The following is a 26370-nucleotide window of genomic DNA, read 5'->3' as shown; positions in this document are numbered from 1 at the left end:
CGTGATGGCGCCGCCCTGGCGGGAGTGGCGCCAAGCGTGTTCGGCGGGGGCTGGGGGACCTGGAATGGCGCCGGGTGGCACCAGGTGGCGCCGAGTGGTGTCGGGGTGATGCCAACCTCGTGGACGGGCCATGTCCGCCAGGATGGGGACATGGCCCGTGGGGGTCGCGGCGGGGTAGGGGGACGACCCGGAGTCGACGGACGAGCTGGTCGAGCGCTTCGGCCGGGACTCTCACGACGAAGTGCGGTACCGGGCCGCGGGCGACCCCGGCTGAGACCCGCGTCGGCGGTGCGGCTGCTCGGCGACCCGTCCGGGAGGGTGCGTCACGCGGCCGCCCGGCTCGATGATCTCCGTGGACAGCTGGTGGTCACCCCACGTATGTTCCGGCGGTGGCCGCCGGTCGGTGGCTTTTTCCTGTGGGGGGTCCACTTTCATGTCCATCAATCCCGTGCTGCCGGGAACGGGCCCGCTGCGCTCGCCCAACGGCCTCTCGCAAGCCGTCGTCGTGATGCTCGGAGTGGTCATCGCGGCCGACCTGTTCTCGCTGGTCGTCGGATTCGACCTGCACTCCGCGTGGGGGTCCCTGCTGTCGGGCAGCTACGACGAGGCGCCGGACGACTCGTACGAGCGTGCCGAGAGCCTCTACGGCGTGACCGGTGTGATGCAGATCCTGACGCTCGTGGCCTGCGCCGTCGTGTTCGTCATCTGGTTCCACCGGGTGCGCGGCAACGCGCAGACCTTCGCCCCCGACGCGCACAGCAAGGGGCCCAGCTGGGCCGTGTGGGGCTGGATCGTGCCCATCCTGAGCCTCTGGTACCCGCGCCGCGTCGCCCTCGACATCTGGACCGCCAGCGCGCCGGAACCCCACCTCGCGCTCGCCAGGCGCGCCTCCAGCGGCCTGATCAACCTCTGGTGGGCGCTCTGGCTCGTCAGCCGGGCCTACGGGAACCTCGCGTCCCGGCTGTACGAGGACGCGGAGGACGGCGCCGCCATCCAGCAGGCGCTCGTCGTCCTGATGTCGTCCGACGTCCTCGACATCGTCGCGGCGGTCGCGGCGATCCTGGTGGTCCGCAGGATCACCGCGCGCCAGAACGAGAAGGTGAACGGCCCCGCGCTGCCCGCCGGTGGTCAGCAGACGGGCACGCCCGGCAGTTCGTTGCCGGGTGAGTTGAGGTAGATGTTCGTCATGTAGCCGCCGTACTGCGGGAGATGGGCCCACCACTGGTTCGTGTACGGCGGCACGTTCACCACCTGGCCCTCCTTCTGGCAGTCCACCAGCACCTCCACCCCCGGCGGCAGCGAGGTCACCTTGGTGCCCCCGGCCGCCGCGCCCGGGCGGACGCTGACGCCCGTCCCCCACGTGGTGAACCAGGTGCCCGACGGGCGGACGGCGCCCGGGACGTCCAGGGAGCGCGTCAGCCGGTTCACGTCGGTGTACGCCTTGCCGTACGGGGTGCCCTCCGGGTGCAGCGTGTACACGGCGACGACGGTGCGGTCGTTCGTACCGACCGTGCCGGTGGTGTGGAGGGCGGGCCGGGCCAGGTCGACGGCCGCCGCGCCCGCGGGCGCCGCGACGCCCCGGGCCGCCGCGGGCGCCGGAGCCGTACCGCAGCCGCCCGACGCGAAGCCCGACCAGCCCTGCTTCACCGCCCAAGGACGCGCGAACGAGCCCGGGATCCCGAAGTGCTGGTCGAAGTCGTCCGAGGCGCACCGGGTCGACTGCCGCAGGTTGCCCATGATCAGCTCCCGGAGGGGCGCGGGCGCGTCGAGCACGTACCGGTAGATCCGCACCGTGTCGTTGGCCGACAGGGCGGTGTACCCCCAGAAGCCGGGGTAGGCCGCCGGCGGGCGCGCCGTGTCGGCCAGGCCCAGCCGGGAGACCATCCGGTCGATGATCGCCCCGGAACCGTTGCGCTCCCAGTAGTAGTTGGCCGCGTCGTCGTCACTGCTGCGCAGCATGGTGTCCAGCCGTGCCCGGTCGGCCGCCGGGAGCTGGTACGCGGGGCCGAGGTCCCAGACGTGGTCCAGGGCCAGCAGGATCTTGACGACGGACGCCGAGCGGAACCGGGCCGTGGCGCCCTGCTGTTCGGTGAAGGTGTTGGTCTGCCGGTCGAAGACCGCGATCCCCGCGGTGACGCCGGGCGGTACGGCGACGGCGGCGGCGGCGGCCGTCGGCGGTGCCTGGGGTACGGGTGGGGCGGCGGTGGCGGACGGGGTTCCCGTCAGGGTCAGCAGGGCGGCGGCCGCCGCCAGGCACGTCAGGACAGAAGCGAGTCTGCCGTGTCGTCGTACGGGCACGTGATCTCCCCCTCGGATGGCGCGTGCGGGGCCGAGCGGGCGGCGGGCCGTGCCGAGACCCCCGTCCACGGCACGGCCCGACGGGCGGCGCGGCTGCCCGTGGTGCTGCCCCGAACGGTAGGGGGACCGGCCCGGCGGGGGTCCTGACAGATGTCAGGACCGGCGGCGGGCGGTGGTCACCTCGTGTACTCCGCCAAGTACCGCAGGACCTCGTCCACATGCGGTTGTACGCGCGGAGGTACGCCCCGGGCGTCGACGACCGCCTTGTCGCTCGTCCGGTACCCGGCCGCCACGAGGGCCGGCATGTTCTTCGTCAGCCCCTCCGCCGTGAAGCGCTGGCCCAGCCAGCACACGTACACGGCCATGCTGGGGATCGCGTCCGGCGGTGACATGTAGTCCTTGTCGCCGTCCCGGTCCCCGTCCACCGCCCACGCGTTGAAGACCGTCGGGGTCCACATGGCGATGCCGTACTCGTCGGAGGAGGGGTGTTCCGCCGCCGGGTCGAAGCCGCTCTCCGCCTTGATCATCGCGGCGATCAGCGCGGGCGTGATGTTCTCCTGCGTGCACCGCTGCGCGGCCTGCGTGATGATGCCCCGCAGCCCGGCCGGGACGTCGGAGTCCGCCGGGATGGCGCCGGGCAGCGCGTCGGCGGGGCCGCCCGGCGCCGCGTCCCCGGTCGACGCCGCCTCGGACGCCGTCGCCCCCGCTCCCGCCCCGCTCACCGAGGCGCCGGGACCGCCCGACTCGTCCGTGTCGTCCCCGGCCATGACCACCCCGGCCGCCACCGCCGTCACCAGCGCCACGGCCGCCGCCAGCAGCACCGCCGGGCGCCGCAGCCGCCCCGGCCGCGGGACCGCGCACAGCGCCTCCACCCGCGCGGCGAGCCCCTCCGCCGTCAGCGCGGCCCGCGCCGCGTGGTCGGGCGCCAGGCACTCGGTGATCAGCTCCCGCCACCGCTCGGGCACCCGCTCGTCCAGCCGCAGCGGCGCCGCCCCCGACGCGTACGCCTGGGCGGCCAGCGCGCGGGCCCTGGCCGTACCGCCGACGAACGGGTGCAGTCCGCTGGTGAAGACCTGGTGGGCGAGGACGCCGAACGCCCAGAGGTCCGCCGTCGGCCGGACGAGCGTGCCGCGCTCGCCGGTCCGCTCCGTCCACCACTCCGGCGGTACGTGGTCGAGCGAGCCCAGCGGCGGCATGTAGGCGTGGGTGCCGTCCAGTTCGGCCGTGAGGCCGAAGTCGGCGAGCCATACGTTCCCGCGGTCCGTCAGCAGGATGTTGGCCGGCTTGAGGTCGCCGTGCACCCAGCCGCCGCCGTGCATGTGGGCGAGCCCGGACGCGACGCCGCGCAGGACGGCCGGGGCGTCCGGCAGCGGGGTGCCGGGCTCCGCGGCCGTGAACACGTCCTGGAGGCTGCGGTCGGCCCGGTCCATCACCAGGGCGATCGCCCCGTCGAGACCGGGGCCGCCCGCGCCGTCCGGGTCGCTGACCGTGATCGCCGCGTGGGTCCGTACCAGATGCGGGTGGTCGGCCTCCTGGCTGAACCGGATCTCCCGGTGGATCAGCTCGTCCATCGAGGTCCGCTGGCCGGGGGTCAGCACGTCGGTACGGAGGAACTTCACGGCTGCGGGACGGTCGCCGGCCGGGTGGTCCGCCGGACCGTCCGACGGGCTGTCGTCCGTGCGCCGCGCGCCGTACACGCTGCCCCACCCGCCGGACCCGATCAGCCCGGTCAGGGTCCAGTCGCCGACGCGGTATCCCGCGGGCAGGTCGAGCGGCGGTCTTGTGCGCTGATCCATTCGCGTGGGGCCTTTCGGGTCAGTGCCTGCTTCGTCCCGGTCAGTGCCTGCTCCGTGGGGGAAGCAGGCCGAGGTGCTCCTCGCGGACGAGGTCGAAGCGGACCGCGAACGCCACCAGGGCCTCCCGCTTCCCGCCCGGCTCCGCGTCCCCGCCGCCGTCGCGCAGGCGCAGTTTCGCCGACGCGAGATAGTCGATGTGGTAGTTGGCCGCCGACCGCGTGAGGTCCCGGCACGACTCCAGCGGGCGCAGCCGTTCGACCACGTCCCCGACCCCGGGCACGGCCGCGCTCGACGGCGAACGCAGCCGGGGCTCGCACAGCGCCAGCAGCACCAGGAAGTACTTGGACGTCGGGTCGAGGGAGAACGGGCTGGTCGTGGGCTCGCCCTGGTCGGGCCCCGGTTCACCGGTCAGATACGTGTGCTGCGGCGCGAAGACCTTGAAGTGCGCGGAGCCCGCCGCCGACGGCAGGACCACCCGGGAGAACTCGAACGGTACGGGGGCGCCGAGCCGCCCCGGCGGGACCTTCACGTACTCCCCGGCGCCTTCCAGGTTCTCCACGACATACGTGCTCGTACGGCTGAAGTTGGACAGCCGCCAGTAGTCCTCCGCCGCCGTGATCAGCCCGGCCCTGCGCGACACCCCGGGGTCCCGCAGCGGTACGGCCACCGGGTCGCGCGGCGCTCCGCGGCCGAAGTCCGCGCTCTGGCCCGGGCCCAGGTGCAGCAGCCTCGGGCGCGGCGGGGGATCGTCCGGGCGCGGCGCTCCCGGGTCGGGCAACTGCACGGTCACCGTGGTCACTTCGGCCCCCAGCCTCGGCGTCACACCGTCGTGGTGCGTCCCCTGTTCGCCAACGCGCGTACCGACCAGGATATTGCGGCCGGCTGTCCGGGGTGCCCGGTCCCGGGCACCCCGTCCGGGTGACTTCTCAAAGACGCTCGGGTTCTCAAAGACGCTCGGGCGACCGGATGCCGAGCAGGGCCAGGCCCTGCTTCAGGGTCCGGGCCGTGAGGTCGCAGAGGAACAGGCGGTTCTCCACCAGGGCCGGCGACTCCGCCTTGAGGACCGGGCACTGGTCGTAGAACGTCGTGAACAGCGAGGCCAGTTGGTAGAGGTACGCGGCGAGCTTGTGCGGCTCGTAGGCGGCCGCCACCTCGGCGAGTGCCTCGCCGAACCGGTCCAGGTGCAGTCCCAACGCCCGCTCCGCCGGGGCCAGTTCGACCTCCGCGTGCGGGGCGGGGCGGACATCCCCGGCCTTGCGGACGATCGACTGGATCCGAGCGTACGCGTACTGGATGTACACGGAGGTGTCGCCGTTGAGCGAGACCATCTGGTCGAGGTCGAACTTGTAGTCCCGGACGGCCGACGTGGACAGGTCCGCGTACTTCACCGCGCCGATGCCCACCTGCCCGCCCCGCTCGGCGATCTCCTGCTCCGTCAGGTCGCGCGCCTTCTCCCGTACCACCGCGGTCGCCCGCTCGACGGCCTCGTCGAGCAGGTCCTCCAGCCGTACGGTCTCGCCCTCACGCGTCTTGAACGGCTTGCCGTCCTTGCCGAGCACCGTGCCGAACGCGAGCTGGACGGCCTTCGTGCCCTCGCCCAGCCAGCCGGCCCGCCGCGCGGTCTCGAAGACCATCCTGAAGTGCAGCGCCTGCCGGGCGTCGACCACGTACAGCAGGGTCGTCGCGTCCAGCCGGCCCACCCGGTCCCGGATCGCCGAGAGGTCCGTGGCGGCGTACCCGTACCCGCCGTTCGACTTCTTGACGATCAGCGGGACCTGGTTGCCGTCCGGGCCCAGCACGTCGTCGAAGAACACGCACAGCGCGCCCTCGGAGCGGACCGCGACCCCGGTCTCCTCCAGGATCCGGCAGGTCTCCTCCAGCATGTCGTTGTAGCCCGACTCGCCCACGACGTCGGGGTCGTGGATCTCCATGTCGAGCTTGTCGAAGACCGAGTAGAAGTAGATCTTCGACTCGTCCACGAACTTCTGCCAGAGGGCGAGCGTCTCCTTGTCACCGGCCTGGAGCGCCACCACCCGGTCCCGGGACCGGGCCTTGAACTCCTCGTCGGAGTCGAAGAGCGCCCGGGACGCCTTGTAGAGCCGGTTCAGGTTCGACATCGCCGTCTCGCCGTCGATGTCACCGCCCTGGTGGTCCAGTTCGTGCGGGTGCTCGGTCAAGTACTGGATGAGCATGCCGAACTGGGTGCCCCAGTCGCCGATGTGATGGCGCCGGACCACCTTCTCGCCGGTGAACTCCAGGATCTCCACCATCGCGGCGCCGATCACGGCCGACCTGAGGTGGCCGACGTGCATCTCCTTGGCCACGTTCGGCTGCGCGTAGTCGATCACCGTCGTGCCCGGGTGGGCCGCGAAGGGCACGCCGAGCCGGTCGTCGGCGGCCCGCGCGGCCAGCGTCCCGACGATCGCCCGGTCGGTGAGCGTGATGTTGAGGAAGCCGGGGCCGGAGACCTCGATCTCCTTGATCACGTCGTTGTCCGCGAGCGCGGCGACGACCTGGCCCGCCAGCTCCCGCGGGTTGCCCTTGAGCTTCTTCGCGAGCGCCAGGATGCCGTTGGCCTGGAAGTCCGCCCGGTCGCTTCGACGCAGCAGCGGATCGGCGGAGCCGGCCTCCGGCAGAGCTGCCGAGAGAGCGTCCGCGATGCGCTGATCGACGGTCGAGGCGAGGGAAGTGACCGGGGCCATGGCGGGGAGCCGTTCCTGTCGGGTACGGGGAGTCGTCCCAAGTATCCCATGGGCGATCAATCGGTTTTCGCTCTGTCGCGGGGACCTGGGACAATGGCCGTCGCCGGTTTTTATGGGGCGTAGCCGAAAGAAGGACGTGCCGATCGTGGCTCAGAGCACCGAGGCCGACTGGGTCTCCCGTTTCGCGGACGACGTCATCGCCGAGTCGGAGCGGCGTGCGCCTGGGAAACCCGTCGTCGTCGCGTCCGGAATCTCCCCCTCGGGCCCCGTCCACCTGGGCAATCTCCGCGAGGTCATGACCCCGCACCTGGTCGCGGACGAGATCCGCCGCCGGGGGTACGAGGTCAGGCACCTGATCTCCTGGGACGACTACGACCGCTACCGCAAGGTGCCGAACGGCGTCCCGGGCATCGACGCGTCCTGGGCCGAGCACATCGGCAGGCCGCTGACCTCGGTGCCCGCCCCCGCCGGTTCCGAGTACCCGAACTGGGCCGAGCACTTCAAGGCCGCCCTGATCGGCTCGCTCGCCGAGCTGGGCATCGAGTACGACGGGATCAGCCAGACCGAGCAGTACACGGCCGGGACGTACCGCGACCAGATCCTGCACGCGATGCGGCACCGCGCCGACATCGACGCGATCCTCGGCCGGTACCGGACGAAGGACAAGGCGGCCGGGGACGGGACCGCGAAGACTTCCGCCAAGCAGCAGCAGAAGAAGCCCGAGGACGGCGAGCTGGAGGCCGCCGAGGGCTCCGGCGCGGCGGAGGAGGACGACGGCAGCGGCGGGTCCGCCGGCTACTTCCCGTACAAGCCGTACTGCGGCGGCTGCGGCAAGGACCTGACCACCGTCACCGCCTACGACGACGACACGACCGAGCTGACGTACACCTGCACCGCGTGCGGCTTCTCCGAGACGGTCCTGCTCAGCGAGTTCAACCGCGGCAAGCTCGTCTGGAAGGTCGACTGGCCGATGCGCTGGGCGTACGAGGGCGTGATCTTCGAACCCTCGGGCGTCGACCACTCCTCGCCCGGCTCGTCCTTCGTCGTCGGCGGCCAGATCGTGCGCGAGATCTTCGACGGCGTCCAGCCGATCGGCCCGATGTACGCCTTCGTGGGCATCTCGGGGATGGCGAAGATGTCGTCCAGCAAGGGCGGGGTGCCGACCCCGGCCGACGCCCTGAAGATCATGGAGGCCCCGCTGCTGCGCTGGCTGTACGCGCGCCGCCGCCCCAACCAGTCCTTCAAGATCGCCTTCGACCAGGAGATCCAGCGGCTGTACGACGAGTGGGACGCCCTGGAGCGCAAGGTCGCCGACGGTTCCGTGCTGCCCGCCGACGCCGCCGCGTACGGGCGCGCCACGGGCACGGCGGCCGGGGAGCTGCCGAGGACGGCGAGGCCGCTGCCGTACCGCACCCTCGCCTCCGTCGTGGACATCACGGCGGGCGCCGAGGAGCAGACCGTCCGGATCCTCAGCGAGCTGGACCCGGACCGGCCGCTGGCCTCGCTGGACGAGGTACGGCCCCGGCTGGACCGCGCGGAGAACTGGATCACCACCCAGGTGCCGGCCGAGGCGCGGACCGTCGTGCGCGACGAGCCGGACAAGGAGCTGCTGGGCTCGCTGGACGAGCAGTCCGCCGAGTCGCTGCGGCTGCTGCTGGCCGGGCTGGACAGCCACTGGTCGCTGGACGGGCTGACAACCCTCGTGTACGGCGTGCCGAAGGTCCTCGCGGGCCTGGAGGCCGACGCGAAGCCGACGCCGGAGCTGAAGGTCGCGCAGCGCACGTTCTTCGCGCTGCTGTACCGGCTGCTGGTCGGGCGCGACACCGGGCCGCGGCTGCCCACGCTGCTGCTCGCGGTGGGGGCGGACCGGGTGCGGAGGCTGCTCGGCGCCTGAGGCGCGTGGGGAGGGGGCCCTGCCCGGCGGATGCGATCCGCCGGGCAGGGCCCCCTTCTTTTCGCTCATCGGGCTGCCGCACGACGGCGGGTCAGGCGATGTGCTCCGCGTCGAACTCTTCCTCGTAGCGGTGCGGGAACTCGTTCAGGTACTTCTTCAGCGAACCCTCGTTGAGCGGGCCGCCGTTGCGCCCCTGGACCCCGTACAGGTCCATCAAGTAGAGCGAGAACTGCCTGGGGTTGGGCATGTGCTCGTTCTCCCTGACGTACCGCCGGAAGGCCGCGAAGTACGCCTCCTCGCGGGACATGCCCTCGGGCAGGGTGGGAGCGGGCTGCTCCTCGTGCTGCTCCTGGACCATCGCGTCGGGCAGGTCGTCCGTGGCCGGGTCCGGTACGAACGGGGCGCCGGAGCCGAGCGGTTGGCCCGGTACGCCGCCGAGCGGGCGGCTGCGGCCGGGACCCGACGGGATCATCACCTGGGGGGACTCGGGCTCGTCCGCGTACGCCGGGTTGTACGACCCCTCGTACGGGCCGTCCGGGACCAGCGGCGCCGCGAACCACGGGCTGACCGGGGCGGCCGCCTGCTCGGCCTGCTCCGCCTGGGCGGCGATGGCCTCGGGGTGCTCCTGCGGGCCTTGCGGCTCCTGGGGGTTGGCTTGCTGGGGGTGCTGCGGCTGCTGCTGGGGCTGCTGGGGGTGTTGCGGGTGGGGCTGCTGCTGGGCCTGGGCCTGGACCTGCGGCGGGGTCTGGCCCTGCGCCTGGTTCGGGAGTTGGGCCTGCGGCTGGAGCGGGGCCTGAGGCTGGGTCTGCTGCTGCGTCTGGGGTTGGGGCTGGGGCTGGGGTTGGGCCTGGACCTGACCCGGAAGCTGCGCCTGGCCGGGCAGCTGTGCCTGGGGCGGGAGTTGCGCCTGCGGCGGTCCGGCCTGCACCACGTCCGCGGCCGGCTCGCCCTGCCCCTGCGGGAGTTCCGCCGGCCGGGGCGCGGGCGGCAGCAGCATCGGCTCGATCCCGGCCGCCGCCAGGCCCGCCGGCGCGGTGTCCGCGAGCGGCACACCGTACTTCGCCAGCCGCAGCGGCATCAGCGACTCGATCGGCGCCTTGCGCTTCCACCCGCGGCCGAACCGCGCCTGGAGACGCGACTGGTAGATGAGCCGGTCCTGTTCGAGCTTGATGACCTGCTCGTACGAACGCAGCTCCCACAGCTTCATCCGGCGCCACAGCATGAACGTCGGTATGGGGGAAAGCAGCCAGCGGGTCAGCCGCACGCCCTCCATGTGCTTGTCGGCCGTGATGTCGGCGATCCGGCCGACCGCGTGCCGCGCCGCCTCGACGGCGACGATGAACAGCAGCGGGATCACCGCGTGCATCCCGACACCCAGCGGGTCGGGCCAGGCCGCGGCGCCGTTGAAGGCGATGGTGGCCGCGGTCAGGATCCAGGCCGCCTGGCGCAGCAGCGGGAAGGGGATGCGGATCCACGTGAGGAGCAGGTCGAGCGAGAGCAGGACGCAGATGCCCGCGTCGATGCCGATCGGGAAGACCAGCGAGAACTTCCCGAAGCCCTTCTCCTCGGCGAGTTCGCGCACGGCGGCGTACGACCCCGCGAAACCGATCGCGGCGATGACGACCGCTCCGGCGACGACCACCCCGATGAGTATCCGGTGCGTGCGTGTCAGCTGCATCGCGGCCACCCGCGATCCCCTCCCGAACTCGGCCCCGTGGCTTGCCGCCCCCGGCGGCGGTCACACGGACCGCGCGGGGACTTCGACGTCTGGCGGGGCACAGCCTGGCACATGTGTGCGGACGGCGTGGCGCGTGGCGTGGAGCCTGGCCGTCCGGTAAGGGCCGGGCTCCACGGAAATGGGGAGATAACGGCGCGGAGCGACCGCGAAACGATGTCAAACCGTTTTAGGCGGCGCGCCGCCTCAGGACTTCGCGCTCGCCGACGGGGAGGACTTGCCCGAGGGGGAGGACTTCTCCGACGGCGAACCGCCATCCGCGGAACCGGAGTCCGACGACTGCCCCGTACCCGCCGTGGCGACCTCCGTCACCACACCCTGGGCCGCCGACACCGCGTCCTTCGTCAGGTCCGCGCTGCCCGGGGACTTCGCGCCCGCGTAGCCCGCGCCGTTGTACGTGAGCGTGATGACGACGTTCTCCGTGCGCGCCACGACCGTGACGTACCCGAAGTTCACGCCCGTCTTCTTCAGCGTGTACGTGATCACCGTCGCCTGGTCGCCGACATCGGTCGACGGGGCCGCCTTGACCGACTCGGCACCGTCCGTGGACGACGACGCCGCGACCTCCTTGGTGAACTGCGCGGCGGCGCGCTTGTCACCCGTGCCGAGCGTGACGTCGGAGTCGTACCGCATCAGGGAGACGTCCAGCCAGCGGTACTGCGACCCCTTGACGCCCTTGTCCTCCAGGCCGTTCCAGGAGCAGCTGCTCCGCGCCGCGATGTCGCTCGACTTGCCCGCCGTACCGCTCTTGACCTTCGCCTTCGGCACCAGCGAGTCGACCGTGGCGCGGCTGATCGTGTCGCACGAGTCCGGCAGGGTGCTGTACTTCGCCGGCGCGACCGTGGCGGACGCCTTCGGCGCGGGGGCGCTGGAGGTGTCCGCGTCGCTCTTGTCGTCGGAGCCGGACGAGCAGCCGGCGACGACGAGCATCACCGGGACGGCGGCGCAGGCGAGTATGCGGGTGAGTCGCGAGGCTGATCGGCGCATGGTTCCTTCAGTGTTCCTTGGGGCGGCCAGGGTCGGTCGGGTGGTCCGTCGGTCGGTCGTGCGTTCCGTACGGTCCGTACGGACCGTCGGTCGGTCGTACGGTCCGCCGGTCGTACGGTCCGATCGGCCACGTTAACCGCCGCGCCGTGTCCGTGGCCCCCGCACCGGGAGGACATCCGTCACCCGCGCGGCCCGGCCGGCGGCCCCGGGACCCGCTACTCGTTCATCTGGTCGGCCAGCCTCCGGGCCAGGCCACGTGCCTTTTCCTGGAGTTGCGCGCTGTCGGGGACGTCGGTGGGGCGGGCCGGCTGCTCGGTGTACTGGACGGTCACGATGACGTTCGATGTGCGGAACACCACGCTGACGGTACGGTTCCGCGCGGCCGCCCCGGAGCGGGCGACGACGTCGTCGAGGAACGCCGCGTCGCCGAGACCGTCCAGGACCCGCGGTTCCAGTCCCTCGGTGGTCGCGTCGGGCGCGCCCGGGGTCCCGGACGGGCCGGTGGAGCCGGCGGTGGGCGTGGTGGTGGCCGACGGGGAGACCGTCTGGGTGGTCGCGCCGGAGGCGGTCGACCCCGCGGACGGCGAGGCGCCGCCCGAGGAGGACCCCTCCGGGGACGGGGAGCCCGTGCCGCCGGGAGCGGGCAGCTCCGCCGCCTCCTCCTTGCGCGAGTAGACCTCCTGCGCGCGGTCGTCGTCGCTCACGGCGGGGTCGTACGACACCACCCGCTCGACGTCGATGACCAGCTGGTGGGAGGCGTCCGGGGAGTCGGCCTTCCAACTGCACCCGACGCGGCGGTCCGTGTCGTACGTCACGGCGGACGTGCCGCGGTAGATCTTCTCCAACTGCTCCTCGGCGAGGCCCGGCGTGGTGGGCAGCAGGTCCTGGAGCGTGGCGCGCGACACGGACCCGCAGGGCTCGCGGAGCGTGCGGTACTTGCCCGGCGAGGCGATTGGGGTGGAGCCGCCCGGCTTGGGGTCGGTCGGGGAACCGCCGCCGTCCCCGGCGCCGGTACAGCCGGCGGCCACCGCCACGAGGAGCGCCACCAGGCCGGGTACGTACGCCTTTCGCGCGTTTCGCTGCACGGTCCCGGGCTCCGTTCTGTACGAGGTGCTGCACGAGCTGCCGCACGAGGTGCTGTGAAGGGGGTGCTTGCTGTGGGGCGGGTGCTGGGCGGGTGTCCCGCTGGTCTGCTGGTCTGCTGTTCTGCCCGGGCGTCCCGCGCGGGTTCCCGCACGTGGTCGCGCGCGGGAGCCGTACGAAAACAGTTTGCCGCCGCCTGACGGTCGATGGACACAATGTGTATCGCACGCGCCGCCGTCGATGCTGGTCGGGTGGGTCTTTTGACTGCCGCGGTTCCGGTTTTTGCGCTTTCTGACTTTTCGGGGGATCGAGGAATTATGTCGTACGTAGAGGTACCGGGCGAGAACGTCCCGATCCGCATGTGGGCGGACCCGACGAGCGTCGAGGACGTCGCGATGCAGCAGTTGCGGAACGTCGCGACGCTGCCCTGGATCAGGGGCCTGGCCGTGATGCCGGACGTGCACTACGGCAAGGGCGCGACGGTCGGTTCGGTGATCGCGATGCAGGGCGCGGTGTGCCCGGCGGCGGTGGGCGTGGACATCGGCTGCGGCATGTCGGCGGTGAAGACGTCCCTCACGGCGAACGACCTGCCGGGCGACCTCTCGCGGCTGCGCGGCAAGATCGAGCAGGCGATCCCGGTGGGCCGCGGGATGCACGACGACGCGGTGGACCCGGGCGGGCTGGACGGATTCCCGGCGGCGCGGTTCGACGCGTTCTGGGACCGGTTCGAGGGGATCGCGGAAGCGGTCAAGTTCCGTCAGGAACGGGCGGTGAGGCAGATGGGGACGCTGGGCGCGGGGAATCACTTCTGGGAACTTTGCATCGATACGTCCGATTCGGTCTGGATCATGTTGCACTCGGGCTCCCGCAACATCGGCAAGGAGCTGGCGGACCATCACATCGGACAGGCCCACCAGCTCCCGCACAACCAGGGCCTGGTCGACCGCGACCTGGCGGTCTTCATCGCCGACACGCCGCAGATGGCGGCGTACCGGAACGATCTGTTCTGGGCCCAGGAGTACGCGAAGTACAACCGGGCGATCATGATGTCGCTCTCGCAGGACGTGATACGCCGTGAATTCAGGAAGGCGAACGTGACCTTCGGCGAGGTCATTTCCTGCCACCACAACTACGTGTCCGAGGAGCGCTACGACGGAATGGACCTTCTGGTGACGCGGAAGGGCGCGATCCGGGCGGGAAGCGGCGACTTCGGCATCATTCCGGGGTCGATGGGGACCGGCTCGTACATCGTGAAGGGGCTGGGGAACGAGAAGGCGTTCAATTCGGCGTCGCACGGCGCGGGCCGGCGGATGAGCCGGAACGCGGCGAAGCGCCGATTCACGACCCGGGATCTGGAGGACCAGACGCGGGGCGTGGAATGCCGCAAGGATTCCGGTGTGGTGGACGAGATCCCTTCGGCGTACAAGCCGATCGAGCAGGTCATCGAGCAGCAGCGCGACCTGGTCGAGGTCGTCGCGAAGTTGAAGCAGGTCATCTGCGTCAAGGGGTGAGCGGGTGCGGCCGGGGCCGCGACCCGTTCGCGCGGGCGGTCCTGGACGTGCCCCGCCGCCGCTCCCGTCGCTTCCCGCCTGCGTCACAGTTCGCGGTGGACCTTCTGGTTCGATGCCTGGGCGCGGGGGCGGACCACCAGGAGGTCGATGTTGACGTGGCTGGGGCGGGTGACGGCCCAGGTGATCGTGTCGGCCACGTCGTCCGCCGTGAGGGGTTCCGCGACCCCCTCGTACACCTTGGCCGCCCTTTCCTCGTCGCCGTGGAAGCGGGTCGTGGCGAAGCCCTCGGTCCTGACCATGCCCGGCGCGATCTCGATGACCCGGACCGGGGTGCCGACGATCTCCAGGCGGAGTGTCTCGGCGAGGACGTGCGCGCCGTGCTTGGCGGCGACGTAGCCCGCGCCGCCCTCGTACGTGGCGAGGCCGGCGGTGGAGGAGAGGACGACCACCGTGCCGTCGCCGGTCGCGGTGAGGGCGGGCAGGAGGGCCTGGGTCACGTGGAGGGTGCCGAGGACGTTCGTCTCGAACATCTGGCGCCACTCCGCCGGGTCGCCGGTGGCCACGGGGTCGGCGCCGAGGGCGCCCCCGGCGTTGTTGACGAGTACGTCGACCGGGCCCCGGGCGGTGAGGTCCGCGGCGAAGGCGTCGACGGCGGCGCGGTCGGTGACGTCCAGGGCGTGGGCCGTGGCGCGGTGCCCGGCGGCGGTGAGCTCCTCGGCGAGGGCCTCGATCCGGTCCTTGCGGCGGGCCGTGACGACCACGTGGTACCCGGCGGCGGCGAGCTGCCGCGCGGTGGCGGCGCCGATGCCGCTGCTCGCTCCGGTGATGACGGCGGTGCGGGTGGTCTCCGGGGCGGTCATGGCGTAACCCTTCGTGCGTGTGAGCGACAGGACCCCAGGATAGGCGGGCCCCGGGCGCCCTCCCGGGGGCGGTGGGGCAGGGCGGGACCGCGGTCGCGGTGGGGCGGGGCGGCCTGCCACGCGGGTGACCGGGGGCGCGCCGGGCTGACGGTTGGTCAGGATCGCGGTGTGATGATGATTATGTTCGCGCCATGAGTGTCATGCGTAGGTCGCTCCTGGTGGTCGTGTCCGCCGTCACGGCGGTGGTGATGGGTGCGGGTTCCGGTACGGCGGTCGCGCCGGCTCCTGATATGGGTACGGGTACGGACACGGGTGCCGGTACGGGTACGCGTACGGCGGGGACCGGTGCGCCGGGTACGGCGGGGGCCGCCGCGCCCGCGCCGATCGCGCCCGAGGCCGACCTGGCCCATCACGGGCAGGTGGTGTTGAGGGACGGGCAGTTGCACGTCTGGGTCGGGTCCGAGAACCACGGCCCGTCGGGGCTGCCGGACGCGACGGTGCGGCTGGACTTCTCGGTGCCGCTGGCGCCCGGCCAGGAGGTGCCGCCCGCCTGTCTGTGGGGCGGGGACAGGACCGTGCTGTGCCGTACGGGCGAACTGCGCGCGGGCGGACGGGCGCGGGGCGTCGCGCTCGACCTCAGGACGCTCGGTACGCCGGCCGAGGTGGTCGTGGACGTCGACACGGCGTGGAACGGCGGCGCGAGCGACCGTAACCCGGAGAACAACCGCCACCGCGTGCTGGCACCGGCGACCGGGGATCCGTACGTCTTCTGACGCGTACGCGGACTGTTCGCCGTACGCGGACCGTTGTTCGCCCTACGCCGGCCGTTCGCCGTGCGGCGCCCCCGGTCAGGCCGCCGCGTGGTGACCGAACTCGCGGACCGCCTCCTCGACGATCGCCGCCAGCCGGGTGTGGTGCGCGCCCCGCCAGTACACGCGCTCGCACGACGCGCACTGGGCGAACACGTCGTACGTACGCTCCGTGCCGCGCTCCAGCACTTCCCGCACGGCGTCCTTGTCGGCCGGGCCGAGCACGCCGTTGCAGGCGGTGCAGCGCGTCCACGGCGTGAGCGTGGGCGCGAAGCGCTCCAGGACGTCGCGGAGTTGGTCGTCGGGCCGGTCGCTGTAGATGTACGCCCCGGCCCAGATCTCGCGCCGCCGCAGCAGCCCGCGGTCCCGCGAGAGCATCACCCGCCGCTCGGTGGCGGAGCGCGTGGCCAGGGCCGGGTCCCCGATGTCCTCGCTCTCGTACGCCGCGTCGATCCCGAGCAGCCGGAGCCGGCGGGCGAGGGTGCCGAGGTGGACGTCCAGCAGGAACCGCAGGGGCGCGCCCGGCACCCGCTGCGGCCGGGCCACGCCCCGTACCTCCACGCTCTCGCCCTCGGCGGGGATGTGGGAGAAGGGCACCGGCCGGCCGTCGACCAGCGCGGGGCCCGCCTCGGTGAGCGGGATGCCGAGCGATTCGACGACGTGTCCCAGCGTGGACGCCCCGTCGGTGACGAGGCCCACGGCGCCCTCGCGCCGGGCGGACGCGACAAACACGTGCAGTTCAGGGGCGACGCTGAGCTGGATCTCGGGTCCGTTCACGCCGTCAGGATGTCATCGGGCCGGTGATCGGGCCAGGCAATTGCGGTCGTACGGGTAAGGGGTACGGGTGCCCCCACGCGGACGGCCCCGGAAAGCGGCCACGGCCACCCGGACGCCTCGATTCCGCTTCCTACGACGACGGTATGCCGGGCGCCTCCAGGTCCAGGCGCCAGTCGTTGCAGCGCATGGGGGCGTGGCCCACCGGGTACTCCAGGGCGCACTCGCCCCGGAGGAGGAAGCCCGCCTTGCGGCAGACGCCGTTCGACGCCGGGTTGTCCACGGACGGGAACGCGTGCAGGTGGCGGTGGCTCTTCCGGGCCCGCGCCGCCTCCACCACCGCCCTGGTCGCGGCGGACGCCAGGCCGCGGCCCTGGAACGGGGGCAGGATCGCCCAGCCCGTCTCGTACACCTGCTCGCCCTGCCAGGTCCGCTCCCAGAAGCCGATCGTGCCGACCGCCTCCCCCGTCGGGATCAGCTCGACGCGGAACATCCGGCCCTTGTCCATGGACTCCGCGCTCAGCGCCACGTAGCGCGCGTGCCGCTTGGCGACCGCCTCGTCGGTCTCCGGGCCGCCGAGATGGCGCATCAACTCCGGCGCGTTCGCGGCGTGGAGGAGCGTGAGGTCGTCCTCCGACCAGGGCGCGATCCGTACCGGCGATGCTTCGATGTCCATGTTCCGCACTGTAGGACCCGGGTCTGACAACGGGGTTCCGGTGCAGGTCAGGGCCATTTCTGTCAGGGGCCGGTTCCATCAGGTCTCGGTGTGCAGGGGGCGGCCGCCGAGCAGGTTCCAGCGGCTGCCGCGTCCGCTCAGTTCGACGAGGGACAGGGGGCGTACGTCGATCCGCCAGAACGCCTCGGGGGGTGCGCCGAGGGCGTGGGTGACGGCGGCGCGGACGACGTCCGGTTCGGCCACGGCGAGGACGCGACCGCTGCGGTGTGGGTCCTGCGTTGGGCTTCCCGACGGCGCGTCCGGGAGGGCGTCCAGCCAGTCGCCCACGCGGGTCAGCAGGGTCAGCAGGGACTCCCCGCCGTGCGGGGCCGCGGCCGGGTCCGAGAGCCAGGCCGCCACCGACTCCGGCTCCGCCGCGGCCACGTCGTCCAGGGTGCGGCCCTGCCAGCGGCCCATCGCGCAGGGGGCGGGGGCCGGGGCGGGGGCTGTGGTGAGACCGAGGGCGCGGGCGGTGGCGTGGCAGCGGCGGGTGGGGGAGATGTGGAGTCGCGACGGGCGGGGGAAGGGTTCGCGGACCGCTTCGGCCTGACGAAGGCCGACCGGGTCCAGCCCGCCGGTGCCGGTGCCGGTGCCGGTGCCGGTGGCCGTGGGGTCCTGGTCGTGCGGTGCTTCCTCGGCCTCGCCGAAGCGGGCCTCGCGCAGTGCCGTGCTCAGGGCCGGTGCGATCAGCAGTACCCGGGTGGTGGTCATACGGCTCTGCCTTCTTCCTGGGGTCGCCCCAGTTCAGCACGGCCCGCGCGTGACGCCCGCACCGGCGGCGGGGGGGGGGGGGGGGGGGGGGGGGGGGGGGGACCGCCGTGCCCCCGCAGTGCCCCCGCCGTGCTCCGCGCAGGGTGCCCGTGGCCCCCGAGGGGCGCTTCGCTAGAGTGCCAGTTCGGTCTTTCCCCCAGCTCAGAGGTGCCGTAGTGAGCCCCGCAGCCCCCGCGTCCACGCCGCAGGAGCCCTCCGCGCCGCCCGTGTGCGTGGTCGGGATCGGCGCCGACGGCTGGCACGGGCTGTCCGCCGTGTCCAAGGACGCGCTGCGCGACGCCGACGTACTCATCGGCGGGCCCCGGCAGTTGGACCTCCTCCCCGAGGAGTGCGCCGGCGAGCGGGTGGCCTGGCCCTCGCCCCTGCGGCCCGCCGTCCCCCGGCTGCTCGCCGCACACGCGGGACGCCGGATCTCCGTGCTGGCCAGCGGCGACCCGATGTTCTACGGCATCGGCCGCGCCCTCTCCCAGGAGGCCGGGGCGGCGGCCCTGCGGATCCTGCCCCACCCCTCGTCGGTGTCGTACGCGTGCGCCCGCCTCGGCTGGCCCGTGGAGGACACCGAGGTCGTCACCCTCGTCGGCCGCCCCGCCGCGCGCCTGGCGGCCGCGCTCCACGACGGCCGCCGGATCCTGGTCCTCAGCGCGGGCGCCGCCACCCCCGCCGAGATCGCCGCGCTGCTCCGCGACCGCGGGTACGGGTCCAGCCGGATGCACGTCCTCGAACAACTCGGCGGCGACCGGGAACGCCACACCGCCGGCACCGCGCACGACTGGGCGCGGCCGGCCGGCGACCCGCTCAACGTCGTCGCGGTGGAGTGCCTGAGGGACGCGGGCACGCCGCGTGTCGGAGCCGTACCAGGCCTTCCTGATCATGTGTACGAACACGACGGCCAGCTCACCAAACGGCATGTCCGCGCCGCCACCCTCGGCGCGCTGGCGCCCGCGCCCGGCGAGCTTCTGTGGGATGTCGGCGGCGGGTCGGGGTCGATCGCCGTCGAGTGGATGCGGACGAACCGTTCCTGCCGGGCGGTGTCCGTGGAACGTGACCCGGTACGGGCCGAGCGCATCGGCCGCAACGCGCGCGCGCTCGGCGTGCCGGACCTGGACGTCGTGACCGGCGCCGCGCCCGCCGCGCTCGCGGGACTGCCGGTGCCCGACGCGGTGTTCGTCGGCGGCGGCCTCACCGCGCCGGGGCTGCTCGACGCCTGCTGGGCCGCGCTCCCGGTGGGCGGGCGGCTGGTCGCGAACACCGTGACGCTGGAGTCCGAGGCGCTGCTCGCGCGGTGGTACGGGCGCTTCGGCGGCGAGCTGGTCCGGCTGGCGGTGGCGCACGCCGTGCCGGTGGGAGGGTTCACGGGCTGGCGGCAGGCGATGCCGGTCACGCAGTGGGCCGTCACCAAGGACGGGCGCGGGGAGCCGCCCGCCGCGTCCGCCGCATCACCGGCGTCCGCCGAATCCGTCGTGTGGGGAGAAGAACGTTGACCGTGTACTTCATCGGCGCCGGGCCCGGCGCCGCCGACCTGATCACGGTGCGCGGCGCCCGCCGCCTCGCGGAGTGCCGGGTGTGCCTGTACGCGGGCAGTCTCGTCCCGCGCGAACTGCTCGCCTCGTGCCCGCCGGACGCGCGCCTCGTCGACACGGCCCGCATGGACCTCGACGGCATCACGGCCGAACTCGTGCGCGCGCACGCGGAGGGCCACGACGTCGCCCGGCTGCACTCCGGGGACCCGTCGGTCTTCAGCGCGGTCGCCGAACAGATGCGGCGCCTGGACGCGGCGGGCGTGCCGTACGAGGTGGTGCCCGGCGTCCCGGCGTTCGCGGCGGCCGCCGCCGCGCTCAAGCGCGAGCTGACCGTGCCGACGGTCGGCCAGACGGTGATCCTCACGCGCGTCGCCCAGCGGGCCACCCCGATGCCCGAGGGCGAGGACCTGGCCACCCTGGGACGCAGCGGGGCGCTCCTGGTGCTGCACCTGGCCGCCCGGTACGTCGACCGCGTCGTGGACGAACTGCTGCCCCACTACGGGGCGGACTGCCCGGCGGCCGTGGTCGCGATGGCCAGCCGGCCGGACGAACTGGTCCTGCGCGGCACCCTCGCCGACATCGCCGGCCAGGTGAAGGCGGCGGGGGTCGTCAGGACCGCCGTGATCCTGGTGGGCCGGACGCTGGCGGCGGAGACGTTCCGCGACAGCCACCTGTACTCGGCGGCACGGGACCGGGACGACGACGGGCACGGGGACGGGCACCGGGATGGGGACGGGCACGGCGACGACTCCGGGCGTCGTGGGTGAACCCGGTCGCCCGCGCACCCCGTGTGCCTGGTGAGGAAGAGCTCCTCCTAAGGATGTGGTCATGAAGCAGCCCCGCACACTTGTCGTCGGCGCCGGGATCGCCGGCCTCGCCCTCGCCCGCGCCCTGCGCGACCAAGGCCTCGACGCCGACGTGGTCGAACGCGACCCCGACTGGCGGACGACCGGCGCCGGCCTGTACCTCCCGGCCAACGCCGTACGCGCCCTGGAGCGCCTGGGACTCGGTACGGAACTGGCCCGCCGCGCCCACCCGATCACCCGGCAGCGGATGCTCGACCACCGGGGCCGCGCCCTGGCCGACTTCCCCGTCAGCGCCATCTGGGGCGACGTCGGCGGCTGCCTGGCCATCAGCCGCGCCGACCTGCACGACCTCCTGCGCGCCGCGGTCGGCGGCTCCTCGGTGCGGCTGGGGAAGGGGGTGGCGTCCGTGGACGACGGCGGTACGGTCACCTTCGCCGACGGTTCGTCGGAGACGTACGACGTGGTCGTGGGCGCGGACGGGGTCGGTTCCGCGGTGCGCGCCACCGCGTTCCAGGGGGCAGAGCCGCGCTTCCTGGGGCAGATCTGCTGGCGGTTCGTCGCGCGCGAGGACCCGGCCGCCCCGCCGATCACCGACTGGACGGCGCGGCTGGGAAGCGGGGGCCGTACGTTCCTGACCGTCCCGCTGGGCGGCGGCCTCCTTTACTGCTACGCCGACGTCAACAGCGCGGAGCCGGTCGCCCCCGAGGGTGACTGGCGCGCGCTGTTCGCCGACTTCGCCGGGCCCGTCCCGTACCTGCTGGAGCAGGGCGCCGACGCGTACTTCGCGGCCCTGTCGGAGATCGACGACACGGACTGGGTGCGGCCCCACGCGGTGCTCGTCGGCGACGCGGCCCACGCGTGCTCGCCGAGCATGGCGCAGGGCGGGGCGATGGCGCTGGAGGACGTGCTCGTCCTGGCGGAGCTGCTGGGCGAGGCGGCGGCGCGGGCGGGTACGGGGGAGGGGGCGGACGGTACGGACTTCGCGGCCGTCCTGGCCGCCTACCAGGCGCGGCGGGCCGAGCGCGTGCGCTGGGTGCTCAGCCAGAACCAGCGCCGCGACAAGGCCCGCAACCTGCCCACCCCGCTCCGGAACCTCACCCTCCGGGTCGCCGGCGAGCGCCTCTTCAAGGCCAACCACGCCCCGCTGCACGCCGAGGCATGAGGCCACCCACCGGACCGCCCCCGGGACCGGGGCCGGGCGCGGGACGCCCCGTACCGTCTCCGCCGCACCTCCTGATCCTCGGCGGGACCACCGAAGCCCGCCGCCTCGCCGAGGCCCTCGCCGCCCGGCCCGGCGGCGGCACGCGGGTCACCACGTCCCTAGCCGGCCGGGTCGCGCGGCCGGTGCTGCCGCCGGGCGAGGTGCGGATCGGCGGGTTCGGTGGCCCCGAGGGGCTGGCCGACTGGTTGCGCGCGCACCGGGTGACCGCGCTGGTCGACGCCACGCATCCGTTCGCCGGCACGATCAGCTTCAACGCGGCCCGCGCCGCCGCCTCCGCGCACGTACCGCTGCTGGCCCTGCGGCGGCCCCCCTGGACCTCCGTGGACGGGGACGACTGGCACGGCGTCGGCTCGCTGGAGGAGGCGGCGGACGCGCTCACCACGCTGGGCGCGCGCCGCGTCTTCCTCACCACGGGGCGGACGGACCTGTCGGCGTTCGCGGGGCGGGGCGACGGGACGTGGTTCCTGGTCAGGTCCGTGGACGCGCCGGAACCGCCGTACCCCGCCCGCATGGAAACCCTGCTGGACCGCGGCCCGTTCACCCTCGACGGCGAGCGCGAGGTGCTCCGGCGGTACGCGATCGACGCCGTCGTCACGAAGGACAGCGGCGGCGAGGCCACCGCGCCCAAACTCACCGCCGCCCGCGAGGCCGGCCTCCCGGTGGTGGTGGTCCGCCGACCGGCGGTCCCGGAGGGGGTGGCCGAGGCGGCCACGCCCGCGGAGGCGCTGGCGTGGCTGGACGTCCACACGTGACGGCCCGGCTGGCGCGCTCAGGTCGCCTGGCGGGCTTTCCGGCGTGACTACGGGTCAAGCCGGCGCTCGGGCTCTCTGACGTGCCTGCCGGGCCCGGCCTCTCAGGCCTCCGGGTACCTTCGTGGCGTCCATACGATCTGTTCGCCGTCGCCCTCGCCACGACGTACCGTCACCGTCTGCGTCGAGCCGATCAGCAGGATCGTCCGCATGTCGACCTGCGCCGGGTCGAGGTCGGCCAGGCGTACGATCCGCACGCTCTCCTCGGGGCCGCCGACATCGCGTCCCAGGACGACCGGCGTGTCCGGGGCGCGGTGCTCCAACAGCAGCTCGCGCGCCTTGCCGACCTGCCAGGTGCGGCTGCGCGAGCCGGGGTTGTAGAGCGCCAGCACCAGGTCGGCCGCCGCGGCCGCGTGCAGCCGCTCCGCGATCACCTCCCACGGCTTGAGCCGGTCGGAGAGGGAGATCACGGCGTAGTCGTGGCCCAGCGGGGCGCCCGCGCGGGACGCGGCGGCGTTGGCGGCCGTCAGGCCCGGCAGCACCCGTACGGGCACCTCCCGGTACGGGTCCTTGGACGCCACTTCCAGTACGGCCGTGGCCATCGCGAAGACCCCGGGGTCGCCCGACGACACCACCGCCACGCGGCGGCCGCGCCGCGCCAGGTCGAGGGCGAACTCGGCCCGTTCGGACTCCACCTTGTTGTCGGAGGGGTGGCGGCGCTGCCCCGGCCGTACCGGAACGCGGTCCAGGTACGTGGTGTAGCCCACGAGATCCTGGGCGGCGGCCAGTTCCCCGCGCGCCTCCGGCGTCAGCCACAGCGGCCCCGCCGGGCCCGTCCCGACCACCACGACCTCGCCGCGGGCGGCGGGCGCGGGGGCCGCGTCGACGCGGCTCGGCAGCACGGCCACCGAGAAGTACGGCACGGACTCCGGGTCGATGTCGGCGAGGGCGCCGGTGCGTTCGCCGGGCATCGTGGCGCGCTCGACGTACCGGGCGTCCGCCAGCCGGCCCGAGCGTTCGACGGCCCGCCGCACGGTCGGGAAGGTCCGCCCGAGCTTCATCACGACGGCGGAGTCGGCGGAGGCGAGGCGGGCGGTCAGCTCCTCCTCCGGGAGGGTGCCCGGCAGGATCGTCAGCACCTCCTCGCCCTCGACCAGCGGAGTGCCGAGGCGGGCCGCGGCGGCGCTGACCGAGGTGACGCCGGGGACGACCTCCGTGGGATACCGGTGGGCCAGCCGCTTGTGCATGTGCATGTACGAGCCGTAGAAGAGCGGGTCGCCCTCGGCGAGGACCGCGACGGTCCGCCCGGCGTCCAGGTGGACGGCCAGGCGGGCGGCGGACTCCGCGTAGAAGTCGTCCATGGCGCCCTGGTAGCCGCCGGGGTGGTCGGTGGTGCCGGTGGTGACCGGGTAGACCAGCGGTTCCTCGATGTGGTCGGGGCGCAGGTGCTCGGCCGCGATGGACCGCGCGATGGACCGGCCGTGGCGGGCGCTGTGGTAGGCGATCACGTCGGCCTCGGCGATGATCCGCACGGCTCGTACGGTCATCAGGGAGGGGTCGCCGGGGCCCAGGCCGACTCCGTAGAGGCGGCCGGTGATGCCGCTCGCGGGGCTGCCGGCGGGGCTGCCGGCGGGGCTGCCGGTGGCGGGCGTGCCGGGGGCGCTGTTCTCGCTCACTACTCTTCCTCGCTCGCGATCGCGTTGACGGCCGCCGCCGCTATCGCACTGCCGCCGCGCCGGCCCCGTACGACCAGGTGTTCCAGCCCGGAGGGATGGGCGGCCAGCGCGTCCTTGGACTCGGCCGCGCCGACGAAGCCGACCGGCACGCCGATGACGGCGGCCGGGCGCGGCGCGCCCTCCTCGATCATCTCCAGCAGCCGGAAGAGCGCGGTCGGGGCGTTGCCGACGGCCACCACCGCGCCCTCCATGCGGTCCCGCCACAGCTCCAGCGCGGCGGCGCTGCGGGTGGTCCCCAACTCGGCCGCAAGGCCGGGCACGGACGGGTCGGACAGGGTGCAGACGACCTCGTTGTCCGCGGGCAGCCGCTTCCGGGTGACGCCGCTGGCGACCATGGCGACGTCGCACAGGATCGGCGCGCCCGCGCGCAGCGCCTCGCGGGCGCGGGCCACCACACCGGGGGTGAAGGCGAGGTCGCGCACGAGGTCGACCATCCCGCAGGCGTGGATCATCCGGACCGCGACCTGGGAGACGTCGGCGGGCAGCCCGGTGAGGTCCGCCTCGGCGCGGATCATGGCGAAGGACTGGCGGTATATCGCCGGGCCGTCCTTCTCGTAGTCGAACGCTGTGGACACTGGGGTCTCGCTCATCTCGTCATGGTGGGGGTCGTCCGTGCCGCCGCGACGGCGCCGGCGAGGTCTTGTCCTGCCGCGGGTCCTGCCGCCCGTACGGCTTGGGGTGTCGCGGTCGTACGGGGGTCTTGGTGGGCGGTGCGGACGGTGACGTCGTAGGTGCCCTCGCCCGTCGCGACGGCGTCCACCCAGGAGGTGCCTTGGGGGTGGCCGCAGCGGCGGGCGCAGCCGGACCAGTGGACGGGCAGGTGGGGGTGGTGCGGTCCGGGGTCGCGCTGTCCGGGGGGTGGCGGGGGCGGGGCGTGGGTTGCCCGGGCCACCTGGGCCACCTGGGCCCCTTGGGCCACTTGGGTCGCGTCCGTCCGTACGTCGGAGAGGGACTTGGCGCAGCCGGGGCGGCCGGTGCAGGCGCCGACGCCGTGCCAGGGGGAGTCGGGGGTGGTGATCAGTCCGGCGGTACGGAGGCGGTCGAGCAGGTCGCCGGCGGTGTCCGGGGCGAGGCCGGGCACGACCACGCCGCGCCAGGGGGTGACGCGGAGGGTGCCGTACGCCGTTCCGGTTTCGCTGCCTCCCGCCGCCGCCGTCGCCGCCGCCGCTGCCGCCGCTGTACGGAGCAGCCGCCACTGGGCCACGCTCAGGCGGCCCAGCGGGGCCTGGACGGAGAGGGCCACCGTCCCGTCGGGGGAGCGGACCGCTCCCAGGGCCGGGGGGCCGGCCGCCGGCCCGGGCTGCTGGTCCGCCGCCGGGATGTGGTCGGGTGCCGGGACGCGGTCCGCCGGGATGTGGTCGGGCGCCGGGACGCGGTCCGCCGGAATCCCGGCCTCCGCGAGCCGCGCGGTCACCGCCGCGTCCAGGCCGTGGCCGGCGGGCAGTTCCCGTACGCGCCAGGCGCCCGAGCCGCCGGCCGCCGCGACGGTGAGGAACGCCTCCGCCGCCACCAGCGCGGCGCGGGCCGCGTCGGTGGCGGGCACTCGCCAACCTGACGGATTTGTCTGGATGAGCAGGGTGGCGGTGTCGTAGCGTTGTGCGAGCAAGGTCACATCCGCACCCAAGGCGGCCACATCGCCCCGGCCGTCGTCCAGCGCGAAGAGAAAGCGCCCGGAGAGGGCTGTCGCGGCCGCGCTCGCGCACAGCAGCTCGTCCAGTTCCTTCGACCACAACTGCACAGAGTGCGCAGACGATCGAGCCCGGTCCAGGTCGCGGTCACGGTCACGGCCGTCCAGCCCGGCCAGCGGCGAGGCGACGATGTTCCGTATCCGCTCGTGCGCCTCGGACGGCAGCAGTCCGGCGTCGTACAGCATCCGCGCGAGCTGCCCGCCACAGCTCTCGCCCAGCCCCCGCAGCTGGACGTTGCCCCGCGAGGTGATGTCCAGATGCCCGTCGCCCAGGCGCTCCGCCGCGGCCTCCAGGACCCCCGCCTGGTGGTGCGTCAGCACCCCTGCGGGCAGGCGCAGACGGGCCAGCCGGCCGTCGTCGGCGGCGTGCAGCCGGAGCGCGCCCGGGCAGGCGTCACCGCGCTCCCGCACGGGAGCTTCGTCCCGGTTCACGGGTGTTGGCGAGGTGGGCGGCATGGCGGCGAGCATACCCACGTGCCCGGGGGCCGGCCCCGAGCGCGGGGTCCGTCGGCGCCCGGCCGCCCGGGTGCTCGCTCAGGCGCCCTCCCCGCCCGTGACCTGCACCACCTACTATGCAGACGTATGCAGACGGCGGCCCGCCAGGTCCGCCACCGTCAGCGACGGCGTCAGGGGAGGAAGCCCGGTGCGAATCCGGCGCGGTCCCGCCACTGTGAGCCCGGCAGCAGCCGGGTGAGTCAGGAACTCCCGCCGTCCT

At 73.6% G+C, this 26370-nt stretch carries 22 protein-coding genes and 1 riboswitch; of the genes, 8 read left to right on the top strand and 14 right to left on the bottom strand.

Annotated elements, in window-relative coordinates; all coding sequences use genetic code 11:
- The first annotated feature begins 433 nt into the window (after positions 1 to 433).
- Complete coding sequence (locus HA039_RS14295) at positions 434 to 1177, top strand: DUF4328 domain-containing protein (protein ID WP_167029046.1); 744 nt, start codon at positions 434 to 436, stop codon at positions 1175 to 1177.
- Here the strand turns inward: HA039_RS14295 and HA039_RS14290 are convergent.
- The 4 genes from HA039_RS14290 to argS form a co-directional block, all read right to left on the bottom strand.
- Entirely contained in the window at positions 1129 to 2298 is a 1170-nt protein-coding gene (locus HA039_RS14290) for a hypothetical protein (RefSeq protein WP_243869426.1), read from the bottom strand. The two genes, HA039_RS14295 and HA039_RS14290, sit on opposite strands and share 49 nt — an antisense overlap.
- A gap of 176 nt (positions 2299 to 2474) precedes the next feature.
- The gene (locus HA039_RS14285; RefSeq protein WP_167029044.1) at positions 2475 to 4094 is read right to left on the bottom strand and encodes a serine/threonine-protein kinase; all 1620 of its coding nucleotides are present in this window, start codon (positions 4092 to 4094) and stop codon (positions 2475 to 2477) included.
- 40 nt (positions 4095 to 4134) lie between these two features.
- Complete coding sequence (locus HA039_RS14280; RefSeq protein ID WP_388338997.1) at positions 4135 to 4893, bottom strand: serine/threonine protein kinase; 759 nt, start codon at positions 4891 to 4893, stop codon at positions 4135 to 4137.
- A 145-nt stretch (positions 4894 to 5038) separates the two neighbouring features.
- Complete coding sequence (gene argS, locus HA039_RS14275; RefSeq protein ID WP_167029041.1) at positions 5039 to 6796, bottom strand: arginine--tRNA ligase; 1758 nt, start codon at positions 6794 to 6796, stop codon at positions 5039 to 5041.
- A gap of 136 nt (positions 6797 to 6932) precedes the next feature.
- On the opposite strand from argS, the gene lysS reads away from it, so the two are divergent.
- Positions 6933 to 8690 (top strand): lysine--tRNA ligase, encoded by a 1758-nt coding sequence (gene lysS / locus HA039_RS14270; protein WP_243869424.1) that lies wholly within the window; start codon positions 6933 to 6935, stop codon positions 8688 to 8690.
- Positions 8691 to 8781: 91 nt separating this feature from the next.
- On the opposite strand, the gene HA039_RS14265 is transcribed toward lysS, so the two are convergent.
- The 3 genes from HA039_RS14265 to HA039_RS14255 form a co-directional block, all read right to left on the bottom strand.
- Positions 8782 to 10377 (bottom strand): DUF2637 domain-containing protein, encoded by a 1596-nt coding sequence (locus tag HA039_RS14265; RefSeq protein WP_167029035.1) that lies wholly within the window; start codon positions 10375 to 10377, stop codon positions 8782 to 8784.
- A 234-nt stretch (positions 10378 to 10611) separates the two neighbouring features.
- Positions 10612 to 11412, bottom strand: coding sequence for a DUF3558 domain-containing protein (locus tag HA039_RS14260; RefSeq protein WP_167029032.1), 801 nt, complete (start codon positions 11410 to 11412; stop codon positions 10612 to 10614).
- Positions 11413 to 11627: 215 nt separating this feature from the next.
- A complete protein-coding gene (locus tag HA039_RS14255; RefSeq protein ID WP_167029029.1) occupies positions 11628 to 12497 on the bottom strand; it encodes a DUF3558 domain-containing protein in 870 nt (289 codons plus the stop codon).
- A gap of 315 nt (positions 12498 to 12812) precedes the next feature.
- Between HA039_RS14255 and HA039_RS14250 the strand changes: the two genes are divergently transcribed.
- Entirely contained in the window at positions 12813 to 14006 is a 1194-nt protein-coding gene (locus tag HA039_RS14250; protein ID WP_167029026.1) for an RtcB family protein, read from the top strand.
- Positions 14007 to 14089: 83 nt separating this feature from the next.
- Here the strand turns inward: HA039_RS14250 and HA039_RS14245 are convergent, their stop codons facing one another.
- Positions 14090 to 14866 carry an SDR family NAD(P)-dependent oxidoreductase gene (locus HA039_RS14245; protein ID WP_167029023.1) on the bottom strand — a complete coding sequence of 259 codons (777 nt, stop codon included), beginning with the start codon at positions 14864 to 14866 and terminating at the stop codon, positions 14090 to 14092.
- A 191-nt stretch (positions 14867 to 15057) separates the two neighbouring features.
- Between HA039_RS14245 and HA039_RS14240 the strand changes: the two genes are divergently transcribed.
- Positions 15058 to 15639 carry a hypothetical protein gene (locus HA039_RS14240; protein WP_243869422.1) on the top strand — a complete coding sequence of 194 codons (582 nt, stop codon included), beginning with the start codon at positions 15058 to 15060 and terminating at the stop codon, positions 15637 to 15639.
- Positions 15640 to 15714: 75 nt separating this feature from the next.
- On the opposite strand, the gene HA039_RS14235 is transcribed toward HA039_RS14240, so the two are convergent.
- The 3 genes from HA039_RS14235 to HA039_RS14225 form a co-directional block, all read right to left on the bottom strand.
- Positions 15715 to 16452 carry a Mut7-C RNAse domain-containing protein gene (locus tag HA039_RS14235; RefSeq protein WP_167029019.1) on the bottom strand — a complete coding sequence of 246 codons (738 nt, stop codon included), beginning with the start codon at positions 16450 to 16452 and terminating at the stop codon, positions 15715 to 15717.
- Positions 16453 to 16582: 130 nt separating this feature from the next.
- Positions 16583 to 17125: a GNAT family N-acetyltransferase gene (locus HA039_RS14230; protein ID WP_167029016.1), complete on the bottom strand. Its 543-nt coding sequence runs from the start codon at positions 17123 to 17125 to the stop codon at positions 16583 to 16585.
- 78 nt (positions 17126 to 17203) lie between these two features.
- A complete protein-coding gene (locus tag HA039_RS14225) occupies positions 17204 to 17875 on the bottom strand; it encodes a histidine phosphatase family protein (protein WP_167029013.1) in 672 nt (223 codons plus the stop codon).
- A gap of 215 nt (positions 17876 to 18090) precedes the next feature.
- Between HA039_RS14225 and cbiE the strand changes: the two genes are divergently transcribed.
- The 4 genes from cbiE (at position 18091) to HA039_RS14205 (ending at position 22235) form a co-directional block, all read left to right on the top strand.
- The gene (gene cbiE / locus HA039_RS14220) at positions 18091 to 19416 is read left to right on the top strand and encodes a precorrin-6y C5,15-methyltransferase (decarboxylating) subunit CbiE (RefSeq protein WP_167029010.1); all 1326 of its coding nucleotides are present in this window, start codon (positions 18091 to 18093) and stop codon (positions 19414 to 19416) included.
- Positions 19413 to 20222 (top strand): precorrin-4 C(11)-methyltransferase, encoded by an 810-nt coding sequence (cobM, locus tag HA039_RS14215; protein ID WP_243869420.1) that lies wholly within the window; start codon positions 19413 to 19415, stop codon positions 20220 to 20222. The genes cbiE and cobM overlap by 4 nt, the downstream gene beginning before the upstream one ends.
- Before the next feature lie 61 nt (positions 20223 to 20283).
- Positions 20284 to 21423, top strand: coding sequence for an FAD-dependent monooxygenase (locus tag HA039_RS14210; protein ID WP_167029007.1), 1140 nt, complete (start codon positions 20284 to 20286; stop codon positions 21421 to 21423).
- Entirely contained in the window at positions 21420 to 22235 is an 816-nt protein-coding gene (locus HA039_RS14205; protein ID WP_167029003.1) for a cobalt-precorrin-6A reductase, read from the top strand. Before HA039_RS14210 ends, HA039_RS14205 begins: the two co-directional genes overlap by 4 nt.
- Positions 22236 to 22336: 101 nt before the next feature.
- On the opposite strand, the gene HA039_RS14200 is transcribed toward HA039_RS14205, so the two are convergent.
- The 3 genes from HA039_RS14200 to HA039_RS14190 all read right to left on the bottom strand — a co-directional run bounded on the left by HA039_RS14200 (position 22337) and on the right by HA039_RS14190 (position 26111).
- Positions 22337 to 23830: a precorrin-2 C(20)-methyltransferase gene (locus HA039_RS14200; RefSeq protein ID WP_243870101.1), complete on the bottom strand. Its 1494-nt coding sequence runs from the start codon at positions 23828 to 23830 to the stop codon at positions 22337 to 22339.
- A gap of 77 nt (positions 23831 to 23907) precedes the next feature.
- Positions 23908 to 24558 (bottom strand): precorrin-8X methylmutase, encoded by a 651-nt coding sequence (locus tag HA039_RS14195; protein WP_167028997.1) that lies wholly within the window; start codon positions 24556 to 24558, stop codon positions 23908 to 23910.
- Positions 24555 to 26111 carry a cobalamin biosynthesis protein CobG gene (locus tag HA039_RS14190; protein WP_243869418.1) on the bottom strand — a complete coding sequence of 519 codons (1557 nt, stop codon included), beginning with the start codon at positions 26109 to 26111 and terminating at the stop codon, positions 24555 to 24557. The genes HA039_RS14195 and HA039_RS14190 overlap by 4 nt, the downstream gene beginning before the upstream one ends.
- A 176-nt stretch (positions 26112 to 26287) precedes the next feature.
- Positions 26288 to 26360, top strand: a riboswitch (cobalamin riboswitch).
- Positions 26361 to 26370: the final 10 nt, after the last annotated feature.

The sequence above is a fragment of the Streptomyces liangshanensis genome (assembly GCF_011694815.1).
GTDB classification, from domain to species: Bacteria; Actinomycetota; Actinomycetes; order Streptomycetales; family Streptomycetaceae; genus Streptomyces; species Streptomyces liangshanensis.
Note: the sequence above shows the minus strand (reverse complement) of the source record. Positions and strands in the feature narration are given on the sequence as shown.